Source organism: Chryseobacterium vrystaatense (assembly GCF_000737765.1).
Lineage (GTDB): Bacteria > Bacteroidota > Bacteroidia > Flavobacteriales > Weeksellaceae > Chryseobacterium > Chryseobacterium vrystaatense.
In genome coordinates this window covers 328,241-353,754 of record NZ_JPRI01000002.1, presented here as the reverse complement: position 1 = coordinate 353,754, position 25,514 = coordinate 328,241, and the positions used below count along the sequence as shown (strand labels likewise).

The following is a 25,514-nucleotide window of genomic DNA, read 5'->3' as shown; positions in this document are numbered from 1 at the left end:
AAGATTTTTAATAAAGTTCATCTGAACTGAAAAGTTCGTTAGACAATAATAAAATAAAGATATCACATGAGAATAGCACTAGTTGGATATGGTAAAATGGGGAAGATTATCGATGAAATCGCACAGAAGAGAGGTCATGAAATAGTAGCCCGCCTAAAAGAAACTCCAACAGCTGAAAATCTTAATAATCCGGACGTCGCTATCGAATTTTCATTGCCTGAAGTAGCGTATGAAAATATCAAAGCCTGTCTTGAAAATAAAATCCCGGTAATTTGTGGAACCACAGGATGGCTGGAGCAAAAAGAAGAAGTTGAAAAAATTGCTGTAGACAATGATAGCGCTTTCTTATATGGTTCGAATTTCAGCTTGGGAGTAAATTTATTTTTTGCCCTAAACGAAAAAGTAGCCGATATCATGAAAAATGTGGATGAATACTCATGTCAGCTGGAAGAAATTCACCACGTCCACAAGAAAGATGCCCCAAGTGGGACAGCGATTTCCATTGCTGAAGGGATCATCAAAAATAATCCTAAATTTAACGCCTGGAAACTGGAAGAAACCCAGGGTCAGGAATTGGGAATCTTTGCTATTCGTGAAGATGAAGTTCCCGGTACCCACAGCGTTTATTATAAAAGTGAAGTTGACGAAATTGAAATAAAACATACTGCCTTCAACAGAAACGGGTTTGCACTTGGTGCTGTAGTCGCCGCAGAATGGATCAAAGACAAAAAAGGAAACTTTACTATGAAAGACGTTTTGGGACTTTAATTTGTAACAATTACGCTCAATAGTGAACTAATAAAGAGTTGCTAAACACAAAATTTAATTTAGAATAGGCAAAGAAAACTATGAATTATTTTTTAACTTATACAGTATATGTTCTCATTCTGTCTGTACTGATGGGGATTTCCACTTGGAAACTGTTCAAAAAAATGGGATACAGTCCCTTATTTGCATTTATTCCTTTCTATAATTATTTTATTATTTTAAAGGAAACAGAGCATCCAAAATGGTGGGCGATCCTCTCTTATCTTCCGATAGTTGGGCCTATTATGATGTCTGTTTTCCATATTTATCTAATGAAAAAATTTGGAAAAACTCTTTTTCAGCACCAGCTTCTTACGGTGATCCTTCCATTTATCTATATGGCTACCGTAAACTATTCTAAAGATGTAGAAATAGAAGATGAAAATGCCAACGACCTGTTTATTACAGATGAAGAGAAGAGTGCAAAAAAGAAAGATACTTTCATGGGGTCTATTACTTTTGCAGTTGTTTTTGCAACCATTATTCACGTTTTTGTAACGCAGCCTTTCGGGATTCCGACAGGATCAATGGAAAGAACACTTCTTGTAGGTGATTTCCTTTTTGTGAACAAATGGAGTTACGGATACAGAATGCCAATGCGTCCCGTTGCAATACCATTCCTTCAGGGGACCATTATGGATACAGGACAGAAAGGGAATCCAAAAGATGATCCAAAATCTTATGTAGATGGTATAAAACTTCCTTATACAAGAATTTTCCAATTCGGTAAGCCTCAGAAAAATGATGTTGTTGTATTCAACTATCCTCGTGATTCTGTGCATACAGCCATCGACAGAAAAGATCCTTATGTTAAAAGATGTGTAGCCACTGCGGGGGATACTTTTGAAATGAGAGCAGGAAGACTTTTTGTGAACGGAAAACCGGAAACGGTTCTGGGAGATCAGGAAGTACAGCACAGATATATTGTGAATACAGGAAGCCAGCTGGATATTCCGGCATTATATAACACTTATGGATTCTTACCTGTACAGGAAATTCAGGGTGAAAAAGGGTATATATATGCCTTCCAGGGACTCACTGATAAAGTAGCTAAAGAAATAAAAGGACTTCCTCAGGTAATTGATATGAAAGAGGACGTTACACCAAAAGGTGAAGCGGCTGTATATTATAGAGACGAAGCGAAAACAAAAATAGATACTACACAGTCTATCTTCCCAATCAATAAAGCCTGGAACCAGGATTGGTACGGACCATTAAGAATTCCTAAAAAAGGAGATGTTGTAACACTTAATCAGGAAACTCTGCCAGAATACAAATGGATTATTTCTGAGTATGAACATAACAGTCTGGAAAATAAAAATGGTAAGATCTTTATCAATGGTAAAGAAGCAACCCAATATACTATTCAACAGGATTATTATATGATGGTGGGAGATAACAGAGATGCTTCACTCGATGCAAGATTCTTTGGCTTCGTTCCGGAAGAAAATATTGTAGGAAAACCTATGTTTACATGGATGAGCATTCAGGGAGCTTTCAAAGACGGCAGCTCTACATATCAGGCTCCATTCAAAGTTCGTTGGGATAGAATGTTTAAAGCAACAAACACAGGAGAAGCTAATAAAACTTCATACTGGTGGATTGCTGCAATGATTCTTATACTCTTCTTCGGATGGGAATACTTCATGAAATTATTCGGAAAGAGTAAAAAAGAAAACGAAGCATAGTTTAATTAAAACCTAAAGATAAAATGAAGTATTTGAAAAAATACTTCATTTTTAATATAATGAATATGACAAATGTATTATTGCCGGTATTTTATATGCCCCCGATTTCATGGTTTTCAGTGTTTTTAAATCCTGAAAACGAGATTATATTTGAACAGTTTGAAAATTTTCCAAAACAGACCTACAGAAACAGAACGAATATCTATGGGGCGAACGGGAAACTTTCTTTGATTATTCCCATCAACCATAGTGGGAAAAGAGAATTTAAAGATACAGAGATCTCTTACCGGGAAGACTGGAGAAGCCTGCACTGGAAGTCTATTAAGACGGCCTATCAGAGTTCGCCTTATTTTGAGTATTATGAAGATAAGCTTAAAAAAATATATGATCTGAAAGAGAAAAATCTTCTTGATTTCAATCTTAAAGCACTCGGGATTATACAGCAAATCCTTAAAACAGAAAAGGCACAGTCTTTGAATGAAGAATATATCAAAAATCCTGAAAGTATTAATTTCAGAGAAAAATTTTCTGCAAAACATCCTTCCGAATTTCAATTGGAAGCATATTACCAGACCTTCTCTGATAAACTTGGATTTATAGAAGATTTGTCGATTTTAGATCTTATCTGTAACAAAGGTCCTGAATCTCTGACTTATATAAAAAATATTAAACAATCATACTGACATGAAGTCGCCATTAAAGAAATTTTTTGAAAATGACTCAATGAAATTGGCGATTGCATGTGACTTTAGAAAAAAATAAATATCAACATATGAAAAAGGTATTATTAGCAGCTGTTTTTTTTGCTGGCCTTAGTTTCTCTTACGCTCAGGAAGCTCAGTCTAAGAGCATTGATCCAAATGAAGATAAAGATCTGATGACTTGGTATCATAAAGATTTTTCAACCTCGAAAGTTTATGGAGTAAATACGGCAAATGCATATAAATATTTAGAATCAAAAGGCCTTAAACCTAAAACTGTTGTTGTAGGTGTTTTAGACAGTGGTGTTCAGGTTGATCACCCGGGTCTTGTTAAAAATATATGGTCCAATCCTAATGAAGTTCCCGGAAACGGAAAAGATGATGATGGCAACGGATATATCGATGACGTGCACGGCTGGAACTTTATCGGCGGAAAAAACGGAGATATTGATATCGACAATATGGAGGTTACCAGAGTAGTTGCTAAATATAAGCCTCTATTTGAAGGTGATGATTCTGCAAAGAATAAAGCTAACCAGGCTAAAATGCCTGAAGATTTTGCGATGTATATGAAAGCTAAAGAGCTTTTCAACAAAAAAAGCATTGAGGCAAAACAGAGTTTGCAGACCTATACGATGATCAATAGTATTATCCCTAATATGGTAAAGCTATTAGGCGGTAAGCCTGTTACAGCGGAAACTCTGGCTGGAATTAAACCTCCGACTGATCAGAAAGATGCAATTGCGGCTCAGGTTCTGGGACAGGTTTCCCAAAGTCCGGAATTCAAAGGAAAGTCTTCTGCCGATTTTGAAAAACTGATGAAAGAGCAGATGAAAGAAGCAATTGACCACTATGCACCACAATCCAAGCAGTATGACCTAAGCTATGATCCAAGAAAAGAAATTGTAGGGGATAACTATGATGACTACTCTGAGAAGAGCTACGGAAACAATCATTATGAAGGAGCTGATGCAGAACACGGAACACACGTGGCTGGTATTATTGCCGGTCTTCCTCAAGGGAAAGAAGTGCAGTATGGGGTAGCCTCCAAAGTAGCTAAAATCATGTCTGTAAGGACTGTTCCAAACGGAGATGAGAGAGATAAGGATGTAGCCAATGCCATCAGATATGCAGTTGATAACGGTGCTAAAGTTTTAAATATGAGCTTCGGAAAACCAGTGTCTCCAGGAAAGAATGTAGTATGGGATGCTTTTAAATATGCTGAAGATAAAGGCGTACTTTTAGTAAAAGCTGCCGGTAATGAAAATGAAGACGTAGCAGAGCATCTTGCCTTTCCTACCAACTTTAAAAATGTTACAGATGAGAAACCTTTTGTGAGCAATGTATTGGTTGTAGGAGCAAGTACCAACAGAAATAATGAACTGAGAGCAGATTTCTCTAACTACAACAAGAAAATGGTCAACGTTTTTGCACCGGGTGAACAGATTTATTCTACTGTGCCTAAAAACGAATATAAATACCTTCAGGGAACTTCTATGGCATCTCCTGTAGTAGCGGGAGCAGCTGCTGTATTATTAGCTTATATGCCGAATCTGAAACCAGATCAGATTATTGAAGCGCTGGTTAAGTCAAGTAACCCTAATACTGAAAACAAATTTCCTGAATATTCTCAGGCGGGAGGAGTAATAGATCTTCAAAAAGCAGCAGAATACGCTTACACGAATTTCTACAACGGAAAATCTTCTGTTTCCAAGAAGCCTGCGAAATCCGTAAAAAAGGCTGTTAAAAAATAATATATCTCCCTGTATATAAGGAGAAACCATTTAAAGTCCGAAATTTTCGGACTTTTTTTATTTTTATTATTCAATTTGGCACGGTTTTTTGTAACTTTATAAATAACAAAATAATAAACAACAAAATGAAAAAGTTACTACTTGCAGGGATGATCGGAACGTCACTTTTTGCAGTGTCTTGTTCCTCAGTGAAAAAAGCAGAAACATCACAAAACCAAAGAGTTGAATACTTGAAATTAAAAGGCGACTGGCAGATTGTCAGCGTTGATTATGAAAAAGGATTCAAAATCAAGCCTTTTGACGAAGGTGCAGATGCTCAGTGTTTTGTAGGAAGCCATTGGAGATTAATTCCCAATAACTACACAGGTGCCTATACTTTAAATGGAGGTGGAGCTTGTCCAAGCATTACACAGCCTATTAAATTTGAAGTAAAAGACGGCAATACCTTCATGTTCAAAAAAATCGCTGAGGGAACTAAAGCTAAGCAAAACCTTGCAGGATATTCTTTAACGATTACCAACCAGTCTACCGATCAGTTTTCACTTGTACAAAGCGTTCCGTTTGACGGGACCACAGTGCAGGTTGTTTACAACTTCGAGAGAGCAGGAATGAAATAATTTATCAACATAAAAGATCAAAAAAATGAAATTTACTAAAACATATATAGGAGCCCTTTTCTTATCATCAGCATTATTATTAACCAGTTGTGAAACTGTTCAGAATTCTAACCACCAGCAGAGAGGTACAGCAGTAGGTGTTGCATCAGGAGCTGTGATCGGAGGTATTTTGGGAAATAATGTAGGAAGTGGTAAAAACTCTGCTTTAGGAGCAGTATTGGGTGGTATTATCGGTGGTGTTGCAGGTAACGTTATCGGTAACAAAATGGATAAGCAGGCTAAACAGATTAAAGAAACTTTACCTGGTGCTGAAGTAGAAAGAGTAGGAGACGGTATTAAGATTACCATGAATGAAAGCATTGTAAACTTTGCGTTCGATTCTTCAAACTTAACTTCTGCTGCACAGACTAACCTTAATAAGTTAGCTCAGGTTCTTGTTGATAATCCGGATACCAATATCAATATCTACGGTCATACCGACAGCAAAGGTGCAGATTCTTACAATCTGTCTCTTTCTCAAAGAAGAGCTGATGCAGTAAAAGCTTATTTATCAGGTAAAGGAATCGCATCTTCAAGAATGATGACGAAAGGTGAAGGTGAATCTATGCCGGTAGCTACCAACGATACAGACGAAGGAAGAGCTAAAAACAGAAGAGTGGAATTTGCTATTACAGCCAATGAAAAAATGATTAATGATGCCAAGCAGGGGCAGTAATTAATTTATGATATAAATATTTTCGTAAAAGACCGCTTCGGCGGTTTTTTTTGTATTTTTATGGTGTCAATTTTGAATTCACTATTTTTGCAACTGAAATAGCATAAATGAAGAAATATCTCAAACTCCTCCGTGTGGAGCAATGGGTGAAAAACCTGTTTGTTTTCGTCCCTCTGTTTTTTTCAGGAAACATTACAAATACAGACTTACTAAGCAAAAGTGTTTTTGCTTTCATCATCTTTTCCCTTGCAGCAAGCGTTGTGTATATATTAAACGATTATAACGACATTGAGGCAGACAGTAAGCATCCTGAAAAGAGAAGAAGACCTCTTGCCAGTGGAGCTATTTCAAAAACAAAAGCACTGGGAATTCTGGCAGGACTCATTATTATTGATGTAGCTCTTGTGTTCCTTGCACAGCTTTATTTTCACGAGCCTTTATGGAAATTTGTGACCATCATCGGACTTTATATTGTTATCAATATCGCCTATACTTTTAAACTTAAACATGTTCCTATTATTGATATTTTTATTATCGCCTTAGGTTTTGTGTTAAGAGTTTTAGCCGGGGGCTATATTACCGGGATCAGTATTTCACAGTGGGCGATTTTGCTGACTTTCGTATTGGCTCTTGTTTTGGCAATAGGAAAAAGAAGAGGTGAACTGATCAATGCACAGGTTTCAGGGAAAACAAGGAAAGCATTGGACGGATATAATGTACAGTTTGCAGATATTGCACTGTCTATATCAGTAACACTGGCCATTGTCTGTTATCTGATGTTTACACTTTCTCCTGAAGTTCAGGAAAGATTTCATGAAAGGGTTTTTTATACCGTCATATTTGTAGTTTTCGCCTTTTTAAGATACCTGCAGCAGACATTGGTATACAACAGAACAGAATCTCCCACAAAAATTGTATACAGAGACCGATATATCCAAATAACTTTAGTGCTTTGGGTAGCCGCATTTTTAATCCAGATTTATTTTAAAAAATGAAGCCAAATTTCACACAGAAAGTTACAAACTGGGGTAATTTCCCGGTAGTAGAAAAAGAAATGAGATCTGAGGACAGCTTCAAAAGAATAAAGGAGTTTGTACTTAATCATAACGAGGTTATTGCAAGAGGAAACGGAAGATGCTACGGCGATGCGTCGCTTGGAGAAAGTATGTTTTCGACTAAAAAATTAAATAAATTTATCAGTTTCGACCGTCTCAATGGAATTATAGAATGTGAATCCGGAGTATTGCTTTCGGATGTACTTGAAATTTCTGTTCCACAGGGATATTTCCTGTATGTAACTCCCGGAACAAAATTTATTTCGGTTGGTGGTGCTATCGCTTCAGATGTGCATGGCAAAAATCATCATGCCGAAGGCTGTTTTTCAGAATATGTGATTGAGTTTAAGCTGATGATAGAAAGCGGAGAGATCATTATATGTTCCAGAGAGGAAAATGCAGATAAATTCTGGGCTACCATTGGAGGAATGGGGCTTACAGGTATTATTCTTACGGTAAAATTTAAACTTAAAAATATTGAATCAGCCTACATTCGTCAGGAAAGTATCAAAGCTGAAAATCTCGATGAAATTTTTAGATTATTCGAAGAAAGTGACAGCTGGACATACACTGTTGCCTGGATCGACTGTCTTCAGAAAGGTAAAAATATAGGAAGAAGTATTTTGATGAGAGGTGAGCATGCTTTTCAACATGAACTTCCTCAGAATGTTAGCAAGAATCCTTTAAGATTAAAGAAAAAATTTGAGCCGACAGTTCCGTTTTATTTTCCGGGATTTGTTTTGAACTCCCTTACGGTGAAGATTTTTAATCTCCTGTATTATAAAAAACAGTCAAAAAAAGAAGTAAAGAGTTTCATTGATTACGAAACATTTTTCTATCCCCTGGACTTTGTAAAAGACTGGAATAAAATATATGGGCGTAATGGTTTTATTCAATATCAAATGATGATTCCCAAAAATAAAGGAAAAGAAGGAATAAAAAAGATATTGGAAACTATTGCCAATAGTGGTAATGGTTCTTTTTTAGCCGTGCTGAAGCTGTATGGAAAAGAAAATCCCCAGGCCTATAATTCTTTTCCATTTGAAGGATATTCATTAGCACTTGATTTTAAAGTAAATTCAAAATTAAAAAAACTGGTTGAGCAGCTGGATACTATTGTTGAGGAGTTTGATGGAAGAATCTATCTTACCAAAGACAGCATGAGCAAATCATCCCTCACCAATTATCTTAAAAATGTTCAAAGCTCTAAATTTGTGTCTTTACAGCACAAAAGAATCATAAATAACAATTCATAAATGATAGTTCTGGGAAGTACGTCTGAGGTAGCTCAGGCTTTTGTAGAAAAGACTCTTCAGGAAGGAGAAAAGTTTGAAAGAATATATCTTTTTACTTCAAATAAAGAAACGACAGAAAGGTTTGCCACACACATTGATGTGAAATTTTTGCAACAGTCTGAAGTGATCGAAATAGACCTGATGAAGGAAATCGATTATAATAAATTTGATCATGTCAGTTCAAATGTATTATTTTGTGCTGCAGGATATTTGGGAGATGGAACAGAAGAAGGTCTTTATGATAATAAAAATACAGAGAAGATCATTAATATCAATTATTCTAAACTAGTTCCTTTAATGAACTATTTTGCACAGAAGTTTGAAAGCAGAAGATCTGGAACCATCATTGGGCTGTCATCTGTTGCTGGAGACCGTGGCAGACAGAGTAATTTTATTTATGGTAGTGCCAAAGCGGCTTTTACGGCTTATCTCAGCGGGCTTAGGAATTACCTTTTTGAAAAAAAAGTACATATTCTTACAGTAAAACCGGGCTTTATGGCGACGAAGATGACGGAAGGACTGCCTTTAAATCCGAAGCTGACGGCAACTCCAAAACAAGCTGCTGACTGCATTTATAAAGCATTCAAAAAGCGGAGTAATGTGGTATATGTTTTACCTGTTTGGAGTATCATTATGATGATTATCAGGAATATACCTGAATTTATATTCAAAAAATTAAAGCTTTAATAAAAATGAAAAAATTGTATTGTTTTGATTTTGACGGAACTCTAACCTATAAAGATACCATGTTCATGTATCTTAAATTCTACGATCCTACAAAATTCCGGATACAATTTTTGAGACATGTTCCTCTTTTCATCCTGCTGAAACTGAAACTTGCTGAAACTGAAAAAGTAAAGAAAAGTTTTATAGGATCGATCCTGAAAGGACAAAGCCAGGAAAAAATAGAAATGAAATCGAGGCAGTTTTTTGAGCATCATTACCCGAGAATTGTAAGGGAAAATGCTCTTGACTTTATAAAAAATATCGATAGGATTCATACACAGAGTTTATTGGTCACCGCATCGCTTGATATTTGGGTGAAACCCTTTGCAGAAGAATTACAAATGCAGCTGGTATCCACACGTGCAGAGTTTAAGAACGGTGTTTTTACAGGAAATTTTATAGGCAAAAACTGCAACGGAAAAGAAAAACTTGTAAGAATAAAAGCTGAAATCCATGACTCTAAGTATGATAAAATAATTGCTTTCGGAGATACTTCAGGAGATCGGGCGATGCTTAAATGGGCAAATGAAGGTCATTACCAATTTTTTCACTAATTTTGGATGGTAAAAATGTAAAAATGAAAAGACTGCTTATTTTAGGTATTGCAATCTTAATGAGCTGTACTGCAACGCCGTCCCAAAAATCATCAGATATGCAGGGAAATGTAGAACTGCTTGTTTCTGAGTCGCAGGGAGGCACGGATCAGGTTGGATTTAAAATTATTAAGAATGAACAGGAATTCCGCAACTCTATTAAGGGGAGTTTCGGTCTTGTCGAACTGAAAAAAGAACCGTCTGTCAACTATCCGAAATTTCCAAAAAATAAAAAAGTGATTTTTTATCAAATGGGAAGTTTCAGATCAGGGAGTCATAGAGTGACCAGTATTAAAAACGTATCCGTAAAAAATAATATATTATATGTGGAAATTCCTGCTGTAGAATCGGGAGGAATGGAAATTCAGATGCTTTCTAACCCCTGGTTTATTTTTGCGGTTCCTTCAGATTATCAGTTTACCTCAGTAGAATTAAAATATTCAAATTAAAAATGGACAAAATATATTTAGATAACGCTGCAACTACCCCTCTCTCAGAAGAAGTTATAGACGCCATGGTGGGTGTCATGAAGATGAATTTCGGAAATCCCTCTTCTACCCACAGTTTTGGTCAGGAAGCAAAGATCCTTATTGAAAATGTAAGAAGACAGGTTGCAGACTATCTTCATGTAACTCCTGCGGAGATCATCTTTACTTCGTGCGGAACAGAATCGAATAATATGATTATCAAATCCAGTGTAGAACATCTTGGTGTACAAAGAATCATCAGTTCTCCGTTGGAACATAAATGTGTTTCTGAGAGTATTCTCGATATGAAGAACAGAAAAGGTGTTGAGGTAGTTTATATTCGTCCTAATGAGAAAGGTGATATTGATCTTAGTAAACTGGAAGAATTATTAAAAGCTTCTGATAAAAAGACTTTGGTAAGTTTAATGCATGCCAATAATGAAATAGGGAATATCGTTGATATTAAAAAAATTGCAGCATTGTGCAAAGCCAATAACGCTCTTTATCATTCCGATACAGTAAAGACAATGGCCCATATGGAATTTGATTTTTCAGACACCCTTGTAGATTTTGCTTCTTGCAGTGCGCATAAATTCCACGGTCCAAAAGGAATAGGCTTTGCTTTCATCAGAAAGGCTACCGGTTTGAAAGGAATTATTACTGGTGGTCCGCAGGAAAGAAGCCTTAGAGCAGGAACTGAAAACGTTGCAGGTATCGTGGGCTTAGGGAAGGCTTTAGAGCTTTGCGTTAAAAATATGACAGCTTATGCTGATCATATCAGAGAAATAAAAGAATACGCTATCGGAAAATTATATGCAGAGGTTCCGAATATTAAGTTCAATGGACGAAGCGGTGAGATGGACAAGAGTGTGGACAGTGTTTTAAGTGCATTGCTGCCATACAAAAACCCATTGATAGGTCTACAGCTGGATATGAAAGGAATTGCGATCTCTCAGGGAAGCGCATGCTCTTCAGGAGCATCTAAACCTTCGATGGTGATGATGATGGTTCTTTCTGAGGACGAAATGGATCATTGTACGCCATTACGTATTTCATTCAGCCATATGACAACCAAGGCAGAGATAGATGCGCTGGCAGAAGCTTTGAAGGAGATTTCAAAAGATTATGCTATAGAAAAAACAAATGTTGAGCATAGATAGTCTTATTGCTTAAAAATCGTAATTTTGAATATCCTATTAGGGATTGAAATAAGAAAATAAATATTAATTTAAATAAAAGAAACAAAATGGCTTTAGAAATTACGGACAGCTCATTTCAGGAAACAGTTTTAAAATCTGACAAGCCGGTATTGGTAGACTTTTGGGCAGTATGGTGTGGACCATGCAGAACTTTAGGACCAATCATCGAAGAAGTAGCATCAGATTTTGAAGGAAAAGCAGTGGTAGGAAAAGTTGATGTAGACAACAATCAGGAAATTTCAATGCAATATGGCATCAGAAACATTCCTACAGTTCTTATTTTTAAGAACGGAGAAGTGGTTGATAAATTAGTTGGTGTGACTCCAAAAGAGGTAATCGCTGAAAAATTAAGCGCACACTTGTAAAAAATAAGTTTGATAATGAATGCCTTCCGTTTTTGGAAGGCATTTTGTTTACAAATAATTTGCAGGTAATGAAAAAAGGTGTAATTTTGCAATCACAAAAAAGAAACAGCGTTCTTTATTACAACAGAAAATGATCCGGTAGTTCAGCTGGTTAGAATGCCGCCCTGTCACGGCGGAGGTCGCGGGTTCGAGTCCCGTCCGGATCGCAACTACAATATCAAAGTAGTACAAAAAGCTTTAAAACGTATGTTTTAAAGCTTTTTTTGTTTTATGTCTGTTCAAAGAGAACTAAAAAAGCATAATCTGAAAGTGACCTATTCAGTGACCTGTTGAAATAGGTTAAAAAGGTCACTGGAAATTCAGACAAACCCTTTTCAGCAGCTGGTTCAGCAACTGAACATCTTGTGTTAAGTTTTTACTAAGGTTAATTTTAAATCTCAAAAGCTAAACGATATGAACAAGACATTCAATTTACTTTTCTATGTGAAGAAATCGAAAATCAATTCTGTAGGAGAGTCTCCTATTTATTTGCGGATTACCATCGACGGCAAAATAACCGAAATAAGCACAAAGCGTACAGTAAAGCCTACGAAATGGAATTCTGCAATGCAGAAGGTTAGTGGCTCTTCGGAAGAATGCAGATCCCTTAATTATTATTTGAAAACATTTGAGCAAAAAGTTTACGATACCTATCACGAATTAATCAGAGATAAGGAAGCCGTAACTTCTGAGGCTATTAAGAATAAGTTAGTAGGTAGAGGTAGAATAACCCGAACACTCATTCCCGTTTTTCAGGATCATAATGATCGAATGGAGAAACTTATAGACAAAGAATTTGCCCAAGGAACGTTAACCCGTTATAAGACCTGTCTGAAACATACCAAAGATTTTTTGAAATGGAAATATAGTATTACCGACATTGAAATAAAAAAGATCGATTATGCTTTTCTAAACGATTTTGAATTTTTTTTAAGGACTGAAAGATCCTGTAATAATAATTCTGCAGTAAAATATATCAAGAATTTTGGTAAGATTATACGTATCTGTCTTGCAAATGGATGGATGGAAAGAGATCCTTTTATGAACTATCATTCTAAGTTTAATGAAGTGACAAGAATGTTCCTTAATGAAAAGGAGATAGAAGTACTTTTTGCCAAAGATTTTAAAAATGAGAGATTGTCTTTGGTAAGAGATATTTTTCTGTTCAGCTGTTTCACCGGACTAGCGTACATTGATACTCAAAAACTAACATATCAAAATATCAATTTGGGACTTGATGGCTCTCAATGGATTTATACAAAACGTCAGAAAACTAAAACTACTTCTAATATTCCCTTACTTTCTCAAACAGAGAAAATTATTGAAAAATACAAAAATCATCCAGTATGTCTTAATAATGGAAAGTTGCTGCCTATTCTGAGTAATCAAAAGATGAATGCATATCTTAAGGAGATTGCCGACCTGTGCGGAATTAACAAAGAATTGACCTATCATATTGCACGACATACCTTTGCAACAACGATAACTTTATCTAATGGGGTTTCCATTGAAAGTGTTAGTAAAATGCTAGGTCACAAGAGCATTAAGACAACACAGCATTATGCGAAAATACTTGATAAAAAAGTCAGTGAGGATATGATGGAATTGAAGCAAAAATTTACTAATAAGGAAATTGTTGTAATTTTTTAGGTAACTCATTTTTGCTGAAGGATTCTTGATAATTGTAATAATAAAGATTATCTACTGAACTCTGGAAAAAACCTTAATTTCAAGGAAATCGGACTGCGTTTTCCCATCATCTATGTGAAACACTCTTTCGATTTTTATTGATTTATAATAGCTAATTAATTGAAATCTGTGAGTATCATTTATATGTTATTTAATAAGTAATGTATTAAAAAAATGCTCAGCAAAAATAAAACAGTGGTGACTATGAGCAAGAAAATGTTGTTCTCGTAAAATGTATTATTATTAATACGTTTTTTGTTATTGTAGTAATTAATATATGAAAATAATAAAACTATAGCTCCAACAATGACAATTACAATCCCTACAAGACTGGAATGTCCATTTTGAGCGTGCACTGTGTTTTTAGCTTCTGCAACTAAAGGTATCTGCTTAAGAAATAGGGAAAATTTAACTAGTATGAATCCGAAACCCATCAATGCTATCGATGTTCGCATCCACGCAAGAAATGTTCTTTCATTTGCCAAATGTTCACTGGTATGATTTGGTTTATCTTTATTCATATCTTATTCAAAATTTATCTTATGCCTACAATAGCTAACAATACCAAATTTACAAATTAAGTTTGAAATAGATTTTTTATCTATTAGCAATTTGCAACAAAATAAAATGTTCTAGGTTACATATTGACGGTTTATATTCAGAAGAAATATATTATATTAGAAGAAATATTTTTGCAATGGAACATACTGAATTTTCTTCCGATGTCATTTCTTCACAGGAATTACTTGATAAGCTTTACCAAAATGGTAATATAAAAACCTACCGGGAAGGTGAAATCATTTTAGATGAAAATGCTTCGATCCGATCTATACCAATTGTAATGAAGGGATTGTTGAAAGTAATACGAACGGAAGAAGATGGAAGAGAAATATTATTATACTATATTAAAGCAGGTGAAAGCTGCATTATGTCTTTTCTTGGTGGAATGCATAATGAAAAGAGTATTGTAAAGGCAGAAGTTGAAGAAGATTCCGAGATACTTTTCTTACCTGTAGAAAAGGTTTCGCTCTTTATCAAAGAATATCCGGAATGGCTGGACTATATTTTCAGACTATATCACAAACGCTTTGAAGAATTACTGGATATTATTAATGCTATAGCTTTTAAAAAGGTAGATGAGCGACTACTAAATCTTCTTACTAAAAAAGCAGAAATAGCAAATTCAAATACTATAGTCGTTACTCACGAGCAGCTTGCGAATGAACTTGGAACAGTAAGAGTTGTTGTTTCCCGACTTCTAAAGCAATTGGAAGATTCTGGAAAAGTGAAATTGGGAAGAAACAAAATTATTTTTTCAGATCTGAACTAAAATTTTCTTATGTAACAAAAGTAGCGGTGCAGTAAAATAGAAATATCCATTTTTGTCATATAAAATTAAAGAGATGGAAATTTTCGGATACATTGCCGCAATATTTATTGGTATTTCCTTAGGGCTGATAGGAGGAGGGGGAAGTATTCTTACTGTGCCTGTCTTAGTATATCTCTTTGGTATAGATGCCTTCGTAGCCACAGAATATTCACTTTTCATAGTTGGAATCAGCAGTGTGGTAGGTTCATTTTCCTACTTTAAGAAAGGGCTGGTTAATATAAAAACAGCTTTGGTTTTTGGTGTCCCGTCAATAATATCTATTTTTTTGACCAGAAATTTTATTTTGCCACTGATTCCTGATGAAGTTCTTACAATCAGTACTTTAGTGGTTACCAAAGATATCTTATTACTTCTGATTTTTGCATTATTAATGATTCTCGCATCGTACAAAATGATTCAAAGTAGAGTAGCGCCGCAGATAGAATCGATTCATTTTAATAAAAATAACAATCTTTTGGCAGCAGGGCAAGGGTCGGTTGTCGGGGTGCTTACTGGTTTGGTCGGTGCGGGTGGTGGCTTTATGATTATTCCTGCACTCGTCAATTTGCTCAAGACACCAATGAAGGTAGCCATCGGTACCTCGCTTGTCATCATTTCCCTGAATTCCCTTATCGGATTTTTCACTTCAATGCACAACGTCCCGATCAACTGGAAACTACTTGCAACGGTCTCATCCATTTCCATAGTGGGGATTATTATAGGAGCACAATTGTCAAAAAAAATAGACGGTAGAAAACTCAAACCTGCTTTCGGCTGGTTCATCTTAATAATGGGAATTTACATTATTGTAAGAGAGCTTTTAATGTAGCTTTTGAGCATCTTTTGCAGCGTGAGTTTGTCGGAAAATTATTGCATCCAGGTTCGCTGATTCTCAATAAAAGAATTCAGTTATTTTTATTCGAAAAATCTATTTTGTATTTTAGAAAAGAGAAATAAACTGCTCTGTAACAAAAGTAACCGTATATGTAATCTTAAACATATATTTTTGAAATAAATTAATTAAAATGATAGAAGTTATAAAACAACCCTGGCCGTGGTATATTGCGGGTCCGTTAATAGGGCTTACAGTTCCGGCTTTGCTGATACTGGGTAACAAATCTTTTGGAATCAGTTCATCTTTAAGGCATATTTGCGCAGCGTGTATTCCAGCCAACATTATTTTTTTCAAATACGACTGGAAAAAAGAACTCTGGAATTTGTTTTTCGTTTTTGGGATTTTGCTCGGTGGAGTTGTCGCATCTCAATTCCTTATGAATCCTGGAGAATTATCGATTAATCCGAATCTGAAAGCCGAACTTGCAACCTACGGAATTACCGATTACAGCAATCTCGTTCCTGCTCAATTGATGAATTTTGCGAGTCTTTTAACGATAAAAGGTTTCATTACTATGGTTGTCGGTGGATTTTTGGTAGGTTTCGGAACCCGTTATGCAGGTGGTTGTACCAGTGGACACGCCATTATGGGATTGGCAAATTTGCAGTTACCATCACTTATTGCCACAATATGCTTTATGGCAGGAGGTTTTCTAATGGCGAACGTGATTTTGCCGATAATTCTTTCACTTTAATTTAAAAAAATATGGCAACAGAAAAAGATATACGTCATCAGGACAGCGTTTGCACCAACGAAAGTCATCTTACTCACAAATGGTATTACAATCTTAAATACCTTTTGGTAGGAATTGTATTTGGGATTGTATTTGTAAAAGCAGAAATCATCAGCTGGTTCAGGATTCAGGAGATGTTCCGTTTGCAGTCGTTTTTTATGTACGGCGTAATCGGTAGTGCAGTTCTTACAGGAATGATTTCAGTGTTTATTATTAAGAAATTCAACATCAAAACAATTTACGGGGAAAGGATTTCAATTACACCGAAGAAATTTAACAAAGGACAAATCTATGGCGGGCTGATTTTTGGATTTGGCTGGGCAATGACGGGTGCCTGTCCGGGACCTCTTTTCGCACAGATTGGAACAGGTGCATTGGCTGTTGGAGTTACTTTGCTGAGTGCCATTTTTGGAACTTGGGTCTATGGATATTTGAGGGATAAATTGCCCCACTAATATATTTTCAGTAAAAATCTAATCGTAAGAGACTGATTCAATTTTGAATCAGTCTCTTTTTTACAATATTATTTGATGACTGTTGTTAATATTGAGGTATTTTGAGTTTATTTTTAAATTATTTTATATTTTATGCTTAGTTTTTAGCTTATGTAACAAATGTTACTTACTGTTTTTATCAGATTATTTAGCTTTACAAATCATCAAAAAGTCTGGCTATGGAAAATCATTTTCAAATCATCATTATCGGAGCAGGAACAGGAGGAATTATGACTGCTGCTTCTCTCATAAATACCAATGAATCCCTCAATGTTCTCATCATAGACCCTTCCGAGAAACATTATTACCAACCAGCGTGGACTCTCGTAGGAGCTGGAACTTACGATTTTAAAGACACAGCAAGACAGACAAAAGATTTAATTCCCAATGGTGTAACCTGGCTTAAAAACAAGGTTACAGAAATTCATCCCGAACAAAACAAGATTTCTGCAGATAATGGCACGAGTTATTCTTACGAATATCTCGTGGTTGCACCTGGGCTGGTGAATAATCTTTCTCTGGTAGAAGGTTTAGAAGAGGCGGTGAAAACGGGTATTGTTTGCAGTAACTATATAGATCCCGAGTTTACGTGGAAATCTCTTCAGAGCTTTAAAGGAGGAAATGCGCTGTTCACTTTGCCTACAACGCCCATCAAATGTGGAGGCGCGCCGCAAAAGATAATGTATCTTGCCGCAGATTATTTTAGGAGAAAAGGTATTTCAGATAAGGTAAAAATTACTTTTGCGCTTCCCGGTGGTGTTATTTTTGGCGTAAAAGAAGTCGCTGAAACGTTGATGAAAGTCATTTACCGTTACCATATCGATTTAAAAACACTGCACGGACTTTTTAAGATTGACCCGGTGAATAAAATTGCCTATTTCAAAAACGAAGATCGTATTGTTGAGATTCCGTTTAATTTTCTTCATCTTGCGCCGCCACAGGAAGCTCCACGTTTTATTAAAAATTCAGTTTTAGCTAATGAGGCAGGCTGGCTTGATGTTGATATTAACAGTCTTCAGCACAATAAATTTCAAAATATTTTCGGAGTAGGAGATGTAGCCGGACTTCCAACTGCAAAAACTGGTGCTGCAATTCGAAAACAAGTTCCTGTAGTGGTTTCTAATCTCATCAATATGATTTTAGGTGCAAAACCAGATAACAAATCTTATAATGGATATTCTTCGTGCCCGCTTGTAACAGGTTACGGAAAAATGGTTTTGGCAGAATTTAACTATAAAAATGAGTTCACACCAGACCCGAATCTCAAAAAGATGCTCATTTCAGACAGTTCAAAAGAGCATTGGAGACTTTGGATTCTCAAGAAATATATTCTCCCGTATCTCTATTGGAACAAAATGCTGAAAGGAAAAGAAGTTTGAAATGTATACCAAAAAAGTTACGTCAATAATTTTGGTGTTTGCTTTTTCAATGGTTAAAACGCAATCTGTTAATTTAGATAATCGTGATAAAGTCATCATCTCAGGAAATCTACGAAACTTTTTGATGTCAACAGACAATCTTACAGGTACCGATTATTGGGCAGATGCTTTAGCAGGAAATTTAAAGGTTGAATACAAACCCGTAAAACGTATTTCCATTGGAGTTTCTGCTTCGTATCTTTCTAAAGTTGCATCATCAGATTTGGAAGAAAAGGATTTGAAATCCGGAAAATCTTCCAAGTGGGAACGGGAACTTTTTGACTTATCTTCTCCTCAGAATCTTTATGCCGTTTCAAGGCTTAATCAGTTGTATTTACAATACGAGAAAGGGAAATCAAAATTTACGATAGGAAAAATTCCGATTAAATATTCTCCGCTTATCAATCCAAGTGACGGCAGAATGTTACCTATAGAATATGGCGGATTGAGCTGGAATTTTACTTCCGGTAAATCACAGGTTGATGTAGCATTGCTGAATTCTGTTTCAATGCGTTCAAATTCAGAATGGTCAAAAATGAAAGACGCAATCGGAGTATTGGATAACGGATTTCAACCAGACAGCTCAAAAGCAGATTATCTCAGTGAAAATAACAGCACAGGTGTTGCCATCTTTCACTACGGAAGAAAATTTCGAATTGCAGATATTAATTTTTACAACATACATTTAGATAAAACACTCAATACATCTTGGTTTCAGCTGGGTTTAAATTTTCCTAAATGGGATTTTGGGTTGATTTACAGTTATCAGATTCCGGATTCTTACCAAAGTCGATTAAAATATTACGAAAGATATGTCCAGCCAGATGAAAACGGTCAGGTTGCAAGTTTTTTGTTTCGATATAAGATCAAAAATTTCGCTTTGGAGTTTGCTTATTCTAAAGCATTTGATACCGGCAGATTTTTATTTCCGAAAGAATTGGGAAGAGATCAGTTTTTCACATCGCTTCCGAGAAGCAGATTGGAAGGTTTTGGAAATGTTGATATTATAAAAGTTTCGGTCTTATTTCATCATGGAAAATGGTCGGCTCACTCAGATTTTAGCATCAGCAACGGAGTTTCCGAAAATGATTTTAAAAATAATAAGTACAATACAGATGATTTTTTGCAATGGAATAGCTTTGTCGCTTACAAAGTCAGTCATAAACTGGAAGTTGATTTGCTTTACATTTTTAAAAGAAATCTGCAAAGCTCAAACCCAATTGCAGTCTATCAAAAGACCAATTATAATCAGTTAAATTTAATTACGAATTATTGGTTTTGAAAAATTTAACTTATGTAACAAAAGTAGCGGTATAACACTTTGTAAACCCCGAAATTTGTACTATAATATTAAAAAAGTATAACCCTAAAAAATTACATTATGTTTTTTCAGCATATTTATGATAAGAGCCTTGCGCAGGCTAGCTATTTAATAGGATGTCAGGCAAAAGGTGAAGCCATTGTTATCGATGCCAAAAGAGATATCGATACCTATCTTCAGATTGCCAAAGAAAATAATCTCACGATTACACATATTACAGAAACTCATATTCACGCCGATTTTTTGTCGGGTTCTAGAGAACTTGCGGAAGTGACGGGTGCAAAAATGTATCTTTCGGATGAAGGTGGTGAAGATTGGCAATATCAGTTTCCACATACCGGATTAACGAATGGAGATATCATTAAAGTTGGAAATTTAACTTTAAAAGTCATTCACACGCCGGGACATACGCCGGAAAGCATCAGCTTTTTATTGACCGATCATCCTGCAACGGACGAACCGGTGATGATTTTTACAGGAGATTTTGTTTTTGTGGGAGATATAGGAAGACCAGATTTATTGGAGAAGGCGGCCGGAATTACAGGAACTCAGGAAAAAGGAGCGAAAGAAATGTTTCATTCTGTTCAGGATTTTAGCAGATTGCGGGAGTTTATCCAAGTTTGGCCGGGACACGGTGCAGGTTCGGCTTGCGGAAAAGCTTTGGGTGCAGTTCCGAGTTCAACGGTAGGTTATGAAAAAATCAGAAACTGGGCTTTTCAATATGAAGAAGATGAGGAAGGTTTTGTAGAATATCTGCTGGAAGGACAGCCGGAACCTCCAAAATATTTTGCAATGATGAAAAAACTCAACAAAGTGGAAAGACCTTTATTAAAAGAAGTTCCAAAACATCCGAAACTTTCCAAAGAAGAATTTTTGAAAGCTTATCAAAATGGAGTTAAAATTATAGACACGAGAAATAAAGTAGATTTTGCCCAAGGTTTTATACCAAACAGCATCAATATTCAGGGTAATAATTCATTTTCCACGTGGATGGGATGGATTGTCAATTATTCCGAGCCGTTTATTTTGGTTGCTCAGGAAGAACAAATGGAAGATCTTAACAGAAAACTGATGAGAATCGGGATGGATCAAATGATGGGCTATATTGATGACGTGAAAAATTTAGACTTAGAATTACAGACTGCCGATATTATTGATATTGAGGAATTCAAATCTTATCTGAACAGAGATAATATTCAGGTGGTTGATGTAAGAAATAAAACCGAATATGACGCAGGACGTATTGAGAATGCTGAGAATGTCTTTGTGGGAACTTTGGAGGATAATCTGGATAAAATTTCCCATGAAAAACCAATTGTAATTCATTGTCAAAGTGGCGACAGAGCAGCAATTGCCTATTCTCTACTGAAGAAAAACGGTTTTGAGAACGTCAAAAATTTCTCTGGCGGAATGAAAGAATGGACAGAAAAAGCAAACCCTGTAAAAAATTAAGATGGATTTATTATCAATGTTATTCGGAAAAAAAGACAATGCTGCGCTGGAAACTGCGTTGGGAGAAGGTGCTTTTTTGGTAGATGTAAGAACGCCCGTAGAATTTGCTTCGGGAAGTGCTGAAGGGGCTGTTAATATACCTTTGGATGTCGTCAAAGACCAGATTTCCAAGTTCAGGAATAAGAAAAACATCATTGTTTTCTGTAGAAGTGGAAACCGTAGCGCAATGGCAAAAGGAACATTGGAACGAAACGGAATCACGAATGTTCTCAACGGTGGCAGTGTACAGAATATGATAAAACTAACGGAACAATAATGAAAGATTTTTGGGACGAAAGATACCGCCAGTCAGATTTTGTGTACGGAGATCAACCAAATATCTATTTTGCCGAAAAATTGGCTGAACTCACTCCCGGAAAAGCTCTTTTTCCTGCTGAAGGAGAGGGTAGGAATGCTGTTTATGCGGCAATTCAGGGTTTTGAAGTTGAGGCTTTTGACCAAAGTGAAGAAGGCAAAAAGAAAGCGATGCAGCTTGCTGAAATAAACTCGGTGAAAATAAATTACACAACGGTTTCGGCAGATACAATAGGTTATAAAAAAGAAAGTTTTGACCTTTTAGTAATGGTTTTTGCCCATTTTCCTGAAATATTGAGGCGGGATTTGCACAGATGGTTTTCATCGCTTGTGAAGAAAGGTGGGGGAATTATTCTGGAAGGTTTCAGTAAAGAGCATTCTAAATTTCAAGACGAAAATCCAAATGCAGGCGGACCAAAACATTGGGAAATGCTTTATGATTTAGAAGAACTGAAAACTGATTTTTCCGATTTCGATTTTCAGGAAGCATATATTTCCGAAACCATACTGAGTGAAGGCGCTTATCACAAAGGAAAAGCTTCGGTTGTACGCTTTTTTGGTACAAAAAGATAAAGAAAAGTATGGATAATTTATTTAAAAACTGGAACTTTGTAAGGTTGCTTCGTCTGGCAATGGGAATTTTCCTTGTTGTAGAAGCCACACAATCTGGAATGTGGATTTTGGTGGCTGTCGGAATGGTTTTTGTTGTAATGCCACTATTCAATATCGGCTGTTGTGCTGCGGGAAACTGTTCTGTCCCAACAAGAAATTCAAAAAAAAATGGGGATAAGGTTGAATATGAAGAAATCAAATAAAATCTGAAAAATGAATAAATTTCAGGAACTAATCAGTCAGGAGAAACCCGTATTGGTAGATTTCTTTGCAGAATGGTGCGGTCTATGCAAAATGCAGGCGCCTATTCTTCAGGATCTCAAAAAGAATATTGGTGATGTAGCAAGCATTGTTAAAATTGACATCGACAAAAACCAGGCGGTTGCCTCGCAATTCGGAATCCGAAGTGTTCCTACTTTGATGATCTTGAAAAATGGAGAAGTAAAATGGAAACAATCCGGTGTTTTTCAGGCGGATGAACTGGAAAGATTAATCAAGCAAAACCTTTAAAATGTATAAAAACCTAATCGTTGTATTTTTTCTCATCGCAATTACAGGATGCGGAAAAGCTCAGAGTAACAAAAGCGAGAGCAGTCTTCCTGCCAAAGAATTTTCTAAAAAATTGGACCAGACCAAAGATGCACAATTGGTTGATGTAAGAACACCTGGAGAATTTCGTAACGGTCATCTTAAAAGTGCAATGAACATCGACTGGAATGCAGATGACTTCACAGAGAAAGCAAAAGCGCTCGATAAGGATAAACCTGTATTTGTGTATTGTATGAGCGGACCCAGAAGTACGGCCGCCGCTGCAAAACTTCAGGAAATCGGTTTTAAAAATGTATATGAAATGCAGGGAGGAATGATGAAGTGGAGGAACGCTGAGCTTCCGGAGATCAAAGCATCAACTGCTACAGGAATTAGTCTTGCCCAGTATAAGGAAATGTTGAAAAGCAATACTCCCGTTCTGGTGGATTTTTATGCAGAATGGTGCGCTCCCTGCAAAAAGATGGAGCCTTACCTTAAAAAGATGGCTGCTGAAATGCCGGATAAGGTGAAAATTTTAAGAATAGATGCAGATGCAAATACAGAACTCTGCAAAGAACTGAATGTTTCTGCACTACCGGTCCTGAAGCTGTATAAAAACGATAAATTAGTCTGGGATAATTTAGGTTTTGCAACAGAGCAGGAAGTGAAAAACAAGATTGCACAATAATGTATTTCATATAAATTCTGTTAATGTTTTTGACCTTAGTAATTAAAAATTTATATTTGCAGGAATGACTTATCAGAAATTAAATACCAATCATATAATGAAAAGCGTTATTGCAATGTTTTTCATTATATGTATTTTAATTTCTTCCTGCGCTGTAAAATACGGTATCAAAAACCTACTCAGTCTGCAGCCTTCCGCTAAAAGTCATACCTCCGCACCAAAGGAGAAATTTACCACCAACACAACCACGGCCTCTGTCTGCAACTTTTGCAAGGAAAGAGAAATTACCGCTAAAAATGATACCCATTTTTCAGTGGCGGAATTTCAGGAGCTTGCTGCATTTACATTCATTCTATTTGCAGGGGCATTTCTGTTTATAAATCTTAGAGAACATCCATTTTACAGTACTTCCAAAATTGGAATTACGGTTCCCATCTTCATACAATACCGCAAACTTATCATTTGATTTAAAATTTAATTGGTCTCTTCTTGTAGAGACTCAAACGATTGATTTTAAATTTTTATTAATCCTTATCGGAATCATTTCGGTAACTGTTAATCTTTCATACAATGATAAGAAAAAGTCTTTCAGTCCTTATTTTTGGGCTGATTACTCAGCAGTCTGTCCTTTATGCCCAGCAAGAATCACTTTTGGGTAAAATATGGACAGAAACACAAAAAAACTATTCAGGGATCCGTGCAGCCGAGTCTGCAATAGAATCTTCAGAATATAACGAAGAGACAGTAAAATCCAAGGCATTACCACAGGTAAAGCTTCAATATCAAAATACCTACGGAACATTAGAGGGAAGCAGTGGTGGTTTTTTCCCACAGTCCGGTTTTTTTAATGTTTCCGGAAACAGGAATTCGGGCTCCTCTTTATCCTCAAACAATTTCGGCTCAGCCATTGCGGAGTACGAGATCTACAACTTCGGGCGTCAGAGATCCGAGGAAAGATCAGCAAATGAGTTCACACAAAAGCTCAGGACAGATAAAGAATCCTATTTGCTGAGGCTCAAAAAATTGCTATCACAACGTTATCTTGACTATGTCTTTAATGGCGCCAAGCTCAGATGGGCAGAGAGAAACTCGACGAGGCTCGAAGAAATCCACAGTTCAAGCAAAGCCCTTTCGCGTGCCGGTCTCAAACCGGAAGCAGATTCTGTACTTACCTATTCATCGTACGTTCAGGCATTGGCAATGCAAGATAATTGGTTTGGAAAGCAGCAGGCAGCCACAGAAAAACTTAAGGAATTTTACATTGATAATTTTAAAGTAGAGGATTACCAGGTCAGTCATTTTCTTGACCCTGAAATAAATTCTTTTAACAGTGAGAAGGTTAATCCATCACATCCTTTTTTAAAGTCCATCCATCAGGAGTCCGAATACTATCAGACCAAAGCGGAAACAGAGAGAAGATCATCACTTCCGTCGCTTAAGATCTTGGGAGGTTATGCTTACAGAGGTTCAGGATCCGATCCATATGGCAATGTCTCAGGGAAATTTACCGATGGTTTCTCCAATTCTGCCAACAATGCTCTTGTTGGACTTGGATTGACGTGGAATATCAGCAGTCTTCATACGAACAGGCAAAAAGCCAATATGCTGTCAAAAGAAGCGGAACGTCTGGGTTATCTCGAAAACCAGTATCAGCTATCAATGCAGACTGAGATTAAAGCCCTTGAAAGCAGGATTGTAGAACAGCAAAAACAACTTAAGAAAGAAAGTGCTTCTGTGAAAGGCGCATCAGATGCCTACGAAATGTATGTAGCAAGATACAAGAGTGGTCTTATTACCCTCACTGAACTGTTACAGATCCGTCAGATTCTTGAAAATGCAGAAAAAAGTCAGATCGATGCCGCAAAAGAATTCTGGGAGCAGGTCATAGCAAAGGCTGAACTCACCGGCGATTTTGATTATTTATTTACCCAACTTTAAAA

29 protein-coding genes and 1 tRNA gene are annotated in these 25,514 nt (G+C 36.3%); 29 read left to right on the top strand and 1 reads right to left on the bottom strand.

The genetic code is table 11. The features are described from left to right. Window positions 1-66 precede the first annotated feature (66 nt). From dapB to IW16_RS07070, 15 genes are all read left to right on the top strand, one after another. Window positions 67-768 (top strand): 4-hydroxy-tetrahydrodipicolinate reductase, encoded by a 702-nt coding sequence (gene dapB / locus IW16_RS07140; RefSeq protein ID WP_034741523.1) that lies wholly within the window; start codon window positions 67-69, stop codon window positions 766-768. 80 nt (window positions 769-848) lie between these two features. Further along, on the top strand, window positions 849-2,495 hold the full coding sequence (gene lepB / locus IW16_RS07135) for a signal peptidase I (RefSeq protein ID WP_034741520.1): 1,647 nt from the start codon (window positions 849-851) through the stop codon (window positions 2,493-2,495). Window positions 2,496-2,560: 65 nt separating this feature from the next. Continuing rightward, the gene (locus tag IW16_RS07130) at window positions 2,561-3,178 is read left to right on the top strand and encodes a WbqC family protein (RefSeq protein ID WP_034742701.1); all 618 of its coding nucleotides are present in this window, start codon (window positions 2,561-2,563) and stop codon (window positions 3,176-3,178) included. Window positions 3,179-3,267: 89 nt separating this feature from the next. Then, entirely contained in the window at window positions 3,268-4,950 is a 1,683-nt protein-coding gene (locus IW16_RS07125; protein WP_034741518.1) for a S8 family serine peptidase, read from the top strand. A 125-nt stretch (window positions 4,951-5,075) separates the two neighbouring features. Continuing rightward, window positions 5,076-5,567 (top strand): lipocalin family protein, encoded by a 492-nt coding sequence (locus IW16_RS07120; protein ID WP_034741515.1) that lies wholly within the window; start codon window positions 5,076-5,078, stop codon window positions 5,565-5,567. Window positions 5,568-5,592: 25 nt separating this feature from the next. Then, the gene (locus tag IW16_RS07115; RefSeq protein ID WP_034741513.1) at window positions 5,593-6,282 is read left to right on the top strand and encodes an OmpA family protein; all 690 of its coding nucleotides are present in this window, start codon (window positions 5,593-5,595) and stop codon (window positions 6,280-6,282) included. 107 nt (window positions 6,283-6,389) lie between these two features. Next, the gene (locus tag IW16_RS07110) at window positions 6,390-7,277 is read left to right on the top strand and encodes a decaprenyl-phosphate phosphoribosyltransferase (protein ID WP_034741510.1); all 888 of its coding nucleotides are present in this window, start codon (window positions 6,390-6,392) and stop codon (window positions 7,275-7,277) included. After that, on the top strand, window positions 7,274-8,593 hold the full coding sequence (locus tag IW16_RS07105) for an FAD-binding oxidoreductase (RefSeq protein ID WP_034741507.1): 1,320 nt from the start codon (window positions 7,274-7,276) through the stop codon (window positions 8,591-8,593). Before IW16_RS07110 ends, IW16_RS07105 begins: the two co-directional genes overlap by 4 nt. Next, on the top strand, window positions 8,594-9,319 hold the full coding sequence (locus tag IW16_RS07100; RefSeq protein ID WP_034741504.1) for an SDR family NAD(P)-dependent oxidoreductase: 726 nt from the start codon (window positions 8,594-8,596) through the stop codon (window positions 9,317-9,319). 5 nt (window positions 9,320-9,324) lie between these two features. Next, window positions 9,325-9,912 (top strand): HAD-IB family hydrolase, encoded by a 588-nt coding sequence (locus IW16_RS07095; RefSeq protein ID WP_034741501.1) that lies wholly within the window; start codon window positions 9,325-9,327, stop codon window positions 9,910-9,912. A 23-nt stretch (window positions 9,913-9,935) separates the two neighbouring features. Further along, window positions 9,936-10,400, top strand: coding sequence for a hypothetical protein (locus IW16_RS07090; protein WP_034742698.1), 465 nt, complete (start codon window positions 9,936-9,938; stop codon window positions 10,398-10,400). Between the two features lie 2 nt (window positions 10,401-10,402). Then, complete coding sequence (locus IW16_RS07085) at window positions 10,403-11,578, top strand: cysteine desulfurase family protein (RefSeq protein WP_034741498.1); 1,176 nt, start codon at window positions 10,403-10,405, stop codon at window positions 11,576-11,578. 86 nt (window positions 11,579-11,664) lie between these two features. Then, a complete protein-coding gene (trxA, locus tag IW16_RS07080; protein ID WP_034741495.1) occupies window positions 11,665-11,982 on the top strand; it encodes a thioredoxin in 318 nt (105 codons plus the stop codon). Between the two features lie 132 nt (window positions 11,983-12,114). After that, window positions 12,115-12,188, top strand: a tRNA-Asp gene (locus tag IW16_RS07075). Between the two features lie 247 nt (window positions 12,189-12,435). Further along, entirely contained in the window at window positions 12,436-13,671 is a 1,236-nt protein-coding gene (locus tag IW16_RS07070) for a site-specific integrase (protein WP_034741491.1), read from the top strand. Window positions 13,672-13,850: 179 nt separating this feature from the next. Here the strand turns inward: IW16_RS07070 and IW16_RS27170 are convergent, their stop codons facing one another. Continuing rightward, on the bottom strand, window positions 13,851-14,231 hold the full coding sequence (locus IW16_RS27170) for a YidH family protein (protein ID WP_034741488.1): 381 nt from the start codon (window positions 14,229-14,231) through the stop codon (window positions 13,851-13,853). A 176-nt stretch (window positions 14,232-14,407) separates the two neighbouring features. Here IW16_RS27170 and IW16_RS07060 point away from each other — a divergent pair, with 176 nt between their 5' ends. From IW16_RS07060 to IW16_RS06995, 14 genes are all read left to right on the top strand, one after another. Further along, window positions 14,408-15,040 carry a Crp/Fnr family transcriptional regulator gene (locus IW16_RS07060; protein ID WP_034741485.1) on the top strand — a complete coding sequence of 211 codons (633 nt, stop codon included), beginning with the start codon at window positions 14,408-14,410 and terminating at the stop codon, window positions 15,038-15,040. Window positions 15,041-15,113: 73 nt separating this feature from the next. Further along, window positions 15,114-15,908: a sulfite exporter TauE/SafE family protein gene (locus tag IW16_RS07055; RefSeq protein WP_034741481.1), complete on the top strand. Its 795-nt coding sequence runs from the start codon at window positions 15,114-15,116 to the stop codon at window positions 15,906-15,908. Window positions 15,909-16,104: 196 nt separating this feature from the next. Beyond that, window positions 16,105-16,668 (top strand): YeeE/YedE family protein, encoded by a 564-nt coding sequence (locus IW16_RS07050; protein WP_034741478.1) that lies wholly within the window; start codon window positions 16,105-16,107, stop codon window positions 16,666-16,668. A gap of 11 nt (window positions 16,669-16,679) precedes the next feature. Next, window positions 16,680-17,162 carry a DUF6691 family protein gene (locus tag IW16_RS07045; protein ID WP_034741476.1) on the top strand — a complete coding sequence of 161 codons (483 nt, stop codon included), beginning with the start codon at window positions 16,680-16,682 and terminating at the stop codon, window positions 17,160-17,162. A gap of 218 nt (window positions 17,163-17,380) precedes the next feature. Further along, on the top strand, window positions 17,381-18,580 hold the full coding sequence (locus IW16_RS07040) for an NAD(P)/FAD-dependent oxidoreductase (protein WP_034741473.1): 1,200 nt from the start codon (window positions 17,381-17,383) through the stop codon (window positions 18,578-18,580). A gap of 124 nt (window positions 18,581-18,704) precedes the next feature. Continuing rightward, window positions 18,705-19,901, top strand: a complete 1,197-nt coding sequence (locus tag IW16_RS07035) for a hypothetical protein (protein WP_040995549.1) — start codon at window positions 18,705-18,707, stop codon at window positions 19,899-19,901. Between the two features lie 99 nt (window positions 19,902-20,000). After that, window positions 20,001-21,392, top strand: a complete 1,392-nt coding sequence (locus IW16_RS07030; RefSeq protein WP_034741468.1) for an MBL fold metallo-hydrolase — start codon at window positions 20,001-20,003, stop codon at window positions 21,390-21,392. A gap of 1 nt (window position 21,393) precedes the next feature. Next, entirely contained in the window at window positions 21,394-21,708 is a 315-nt protein-coding gene (locus IW16_RS07025) for a rhodanese-like domain-containing protein (RefSeq protein ID WP_034741465.1), read from the top strand. Then, a complete protein-coding gene (locus IW16_RS07020) occupies window positions 21,708-22,319 on the top strand; it encodes a class I SAM-dependent methyltransferase (RefSeq protein ID WP_034741462.1) in 612 nt (203 codons plus the stop codon). The genes IW16_RS07025 and IW16_RS07020 overlap by 1 nt, the downstream gene beginning before the upstream one ends. 8 nt (window positions 22,320-22,327) lie before the next feature. Then, window positions 22,328-22,561 (top strand): hypothetical protein, encoded by a 234-nt coding sequence (locus IW16_RS07015; RefSeq protein WP_034741459.1) that lies wholly within the window; start codon window positions 22,328-22,330, stop codon window positions 22,559-22,561. A gap of 10 nt (window positions 22,562-22,571) precedes the next feature. After that, a complete protein-coding gene (gene trxA, locus IW16_RS07010) occupies window positions 22,572-22,868 on the top strand; it encodes a thioredoxin (RefSeq protein ID WP_034741454.1) in 297 nt (98 codons plus the stop codon). A gap of 1 nt (window position 22,869) precedes the next feature. Continuing rightward, window positions 22,870-23,574, top strand: coding sequence for a thioredoxin domain-containing protein (locus IW16_RS07005; RefSeq protein WP_034741451.1), 705 nt, complete (start codon window positions 22,870-22,872; stop codon window positions 23,572-23,574). 64 nt (window positions 23,575-23,638) lie between these two features. Further along, entirely contained in the window at window positions 23,639-24,040 is a 402-nt protein-coding gene (locus IW16_RS07000; protein ID WP_034741448.1) for a hypothetical protein, read from the top strand. Window positions 24,041-24,144: 104 nt separating this feature from the next. Continuing rightward, on the top strand, window positions 24,145-25,512 hold the full coding sequence (locus tag IW16_RS06995) for a TolC family protein (protein WP_034741446.1): 1,368 nt from the start codon (window positions 24,145-24,147) through the stop codon (window positions 25,510-25,512). Window positions 25,513-25,514: the final 2 nt, after the last annotated feature.

Bases quoted from the DNA above. Each gene is read 5' to 3' on its own strand.
- dapB (WP_034741523.1), top strand. From the start codon at position 67: ATGAGAATAGCACTAGTTGGATATGGTAAAATGGGGAAGATTATCGAT.
- lepB (WP_034741520.1), top strand. From the start codon at position 849: ATGAATTATTTTTTAACTTATACAGTATATGTTCTCATTCTGTCTGTA.
- IW16_RS07130 (WP_034742701.1), top strand. From the start codon at position 2,561: ATGACAAATGTATTATTGCCGGTATTTTATATGCCCCCGATTTCATGG.
- IW16_RS07125 (WP_034741518.1), top strand. From the start codon at position 3,268: ATGAAAAAGGTATTATTAGCAGCTGTTTTTTTTGCTGGCCTTAGTTTC.
- IW16_RS07120 (WP_034741515.1), top strand. From the start codon at position 5,076: ATGAAAAAGTTACTACTTGCAGGGATGATCGGAACGTCACTTTTTGCA.
- IW16_RS07115 (WP_034741513.1), top strand. From the start codon at position 5,593: ATGAAATTTACTAAAACATATATAGGAGCCCTTTTCTTATCATCAGCA.
- IW16_RS07110 (WP_034741510.1), top strand. From the start codon at position 6,390: ATGAAGAAATATCTCAAACTCCTCCGTGTGGAGCAATGGGTGAAAAAC.
- IW16_RS07105 (WP_034741507.1), top strand. From the start codon at position 7,274: ATGAAGCCAAATTTCACACAGAAAGTTACAAACTGGGGTAATTTCCCG.
- IW16_RS07100 (WP_034741504.1), top strand. From the start codon at position 8,594: ATGATAGTTCTGGGAAGTACGTCTGAGGTAGCTCAGGCTTTTGTAGAA.
- IW16_RS07095 (WP_034741501.1), top strand. From the start codon at position 9,325: ATGAAAAAATTGTATTGTTTTGATTTTGACGGAACTCTAACCTATAAA.
- IW16_RS07090 (WP_034742698.1), top strand. From the start codon at position 9,936: ATGAAAAGACTGCTTATTTTAGGTATTGCAATCTTAATGAGCTGTACT.
- IW16_RS07085 (WP_034741498.1), top strand. From the start codon at position 10,403: ATGGACAAAATATATTTAGATAACGCTGCAACTACCCCTCTCTCAGAA.
- trxA (WP_034741495.1), top strand. From the start codon at position 11,665: ATGGCTTTAGAAATTACGGACAGCTCATTTCAGGAAACAGTTTTAAAA.
- IW16_RS07070 (WP_034741491.1), top strand. From the start codon at position 12,436: ATGAACAAGACATTCAATTTACTTTTCTATGTGAAGAAATCGAAAATC.
- IW16_RS27170 (WP_034741488.1), bottom strand. From the start codon at position 14,231: ATGAATAAAGATAAACCAAATCATACCAGTGAACATTTGGCAAATGAA.
- IW16_RS07060 (WP_034741485.1), top strand. From the start codon at position 14,408: ATGGAACATACTGAATTTTCTTCCGATGTCATTTCTTCACAGGAATTA.
- IW16_RS07055 (WP_034741481.1), top strand. From the start codon at position 15,114: ATGGAAATTTTCGGATACATTGCCGCAATATTTATTGGTATTTCCTTA.
- IW16_RS07050 (WP_034741478.1), top strand. From the start codon at position 16,105: ATGATAGAAGTTATAAAACAACCCTGGCCGTGGTATATTGCGGGTCCG.
- IW16_RS07045 (WP_034741476.1), top strand. From the start codon at position 16,680: ATGGCAACAGAAAAAGATATACGTCATCAGGACAGCGTTTGCACCAAC.
- IW16_RS07040 (WP_034741473.1), top strand. From the start codon at position 17,381: ATGGAAAATCATTTTCAAATCATCATTATCGGAGCAGGAACAGGAGGA.
- IW16_RS07035 (WP_040995549.1), top strand. From the start codon at position 18,705: ATGTCAACAGACAATCTTACAGGTACCGATTATTGGGCAGATGCTTTA.
- IW16_RS07030 (WP_034741468.1), top strand. From the start codon at position 20,001: ATGTTTTTTCAGCATATTTATGATAAGAGCCTTGCGCAGGCTAGCTAT.
- IW16_RS07025 (WP_034741465.1), top strand. From the start codon at position 21,394: ATGGATTTATTATCAATGTTATTCGGAAAAAAAGACAATGCTGCGCTG.
- IW16_RS07020 (WP_034741462.1), top strand. From the start codon at position 21,708: ATGAAAGATTTTTGGGACGAAAGATACCGCCAGTCAGATTTTGTGTAC.
- IW16_RS07015 (WP_034741459.1), top strand. From the start codon at position 22,328: ATGGATAATTTATTTAAAAACTGGAACTTTGTAAGGTTGCTTCGTCTG.
- trxA (WP_034741454.1), top strand. From the start codon at position 22,572: ATGAATAAATTTCAGGAACTAATCAGTCAGGAGAAACCCGTATTGGTA.
- IW16_RS07005 (WP_034741451.1), top strand. From the start codon at position 22,870: ATGTATAAAAACCTAATCGTTGTATTTTTTCTCATCGCAATTACAGGA.
- IW16_RS07000 (WP_034741448.1), top strand. From the start codon at position 23,639: ATGACTTATCAGAAATTAAATACCAATCATATAATGAAAAGCGTTATT.
- IW16_RS06995 (WP_034741446.1), top strand. From the start codon at position 24,145: ATGATAAGAAAAAGTCTTTCAGTCCTTATTTTTGGGCTGATTACTCAG.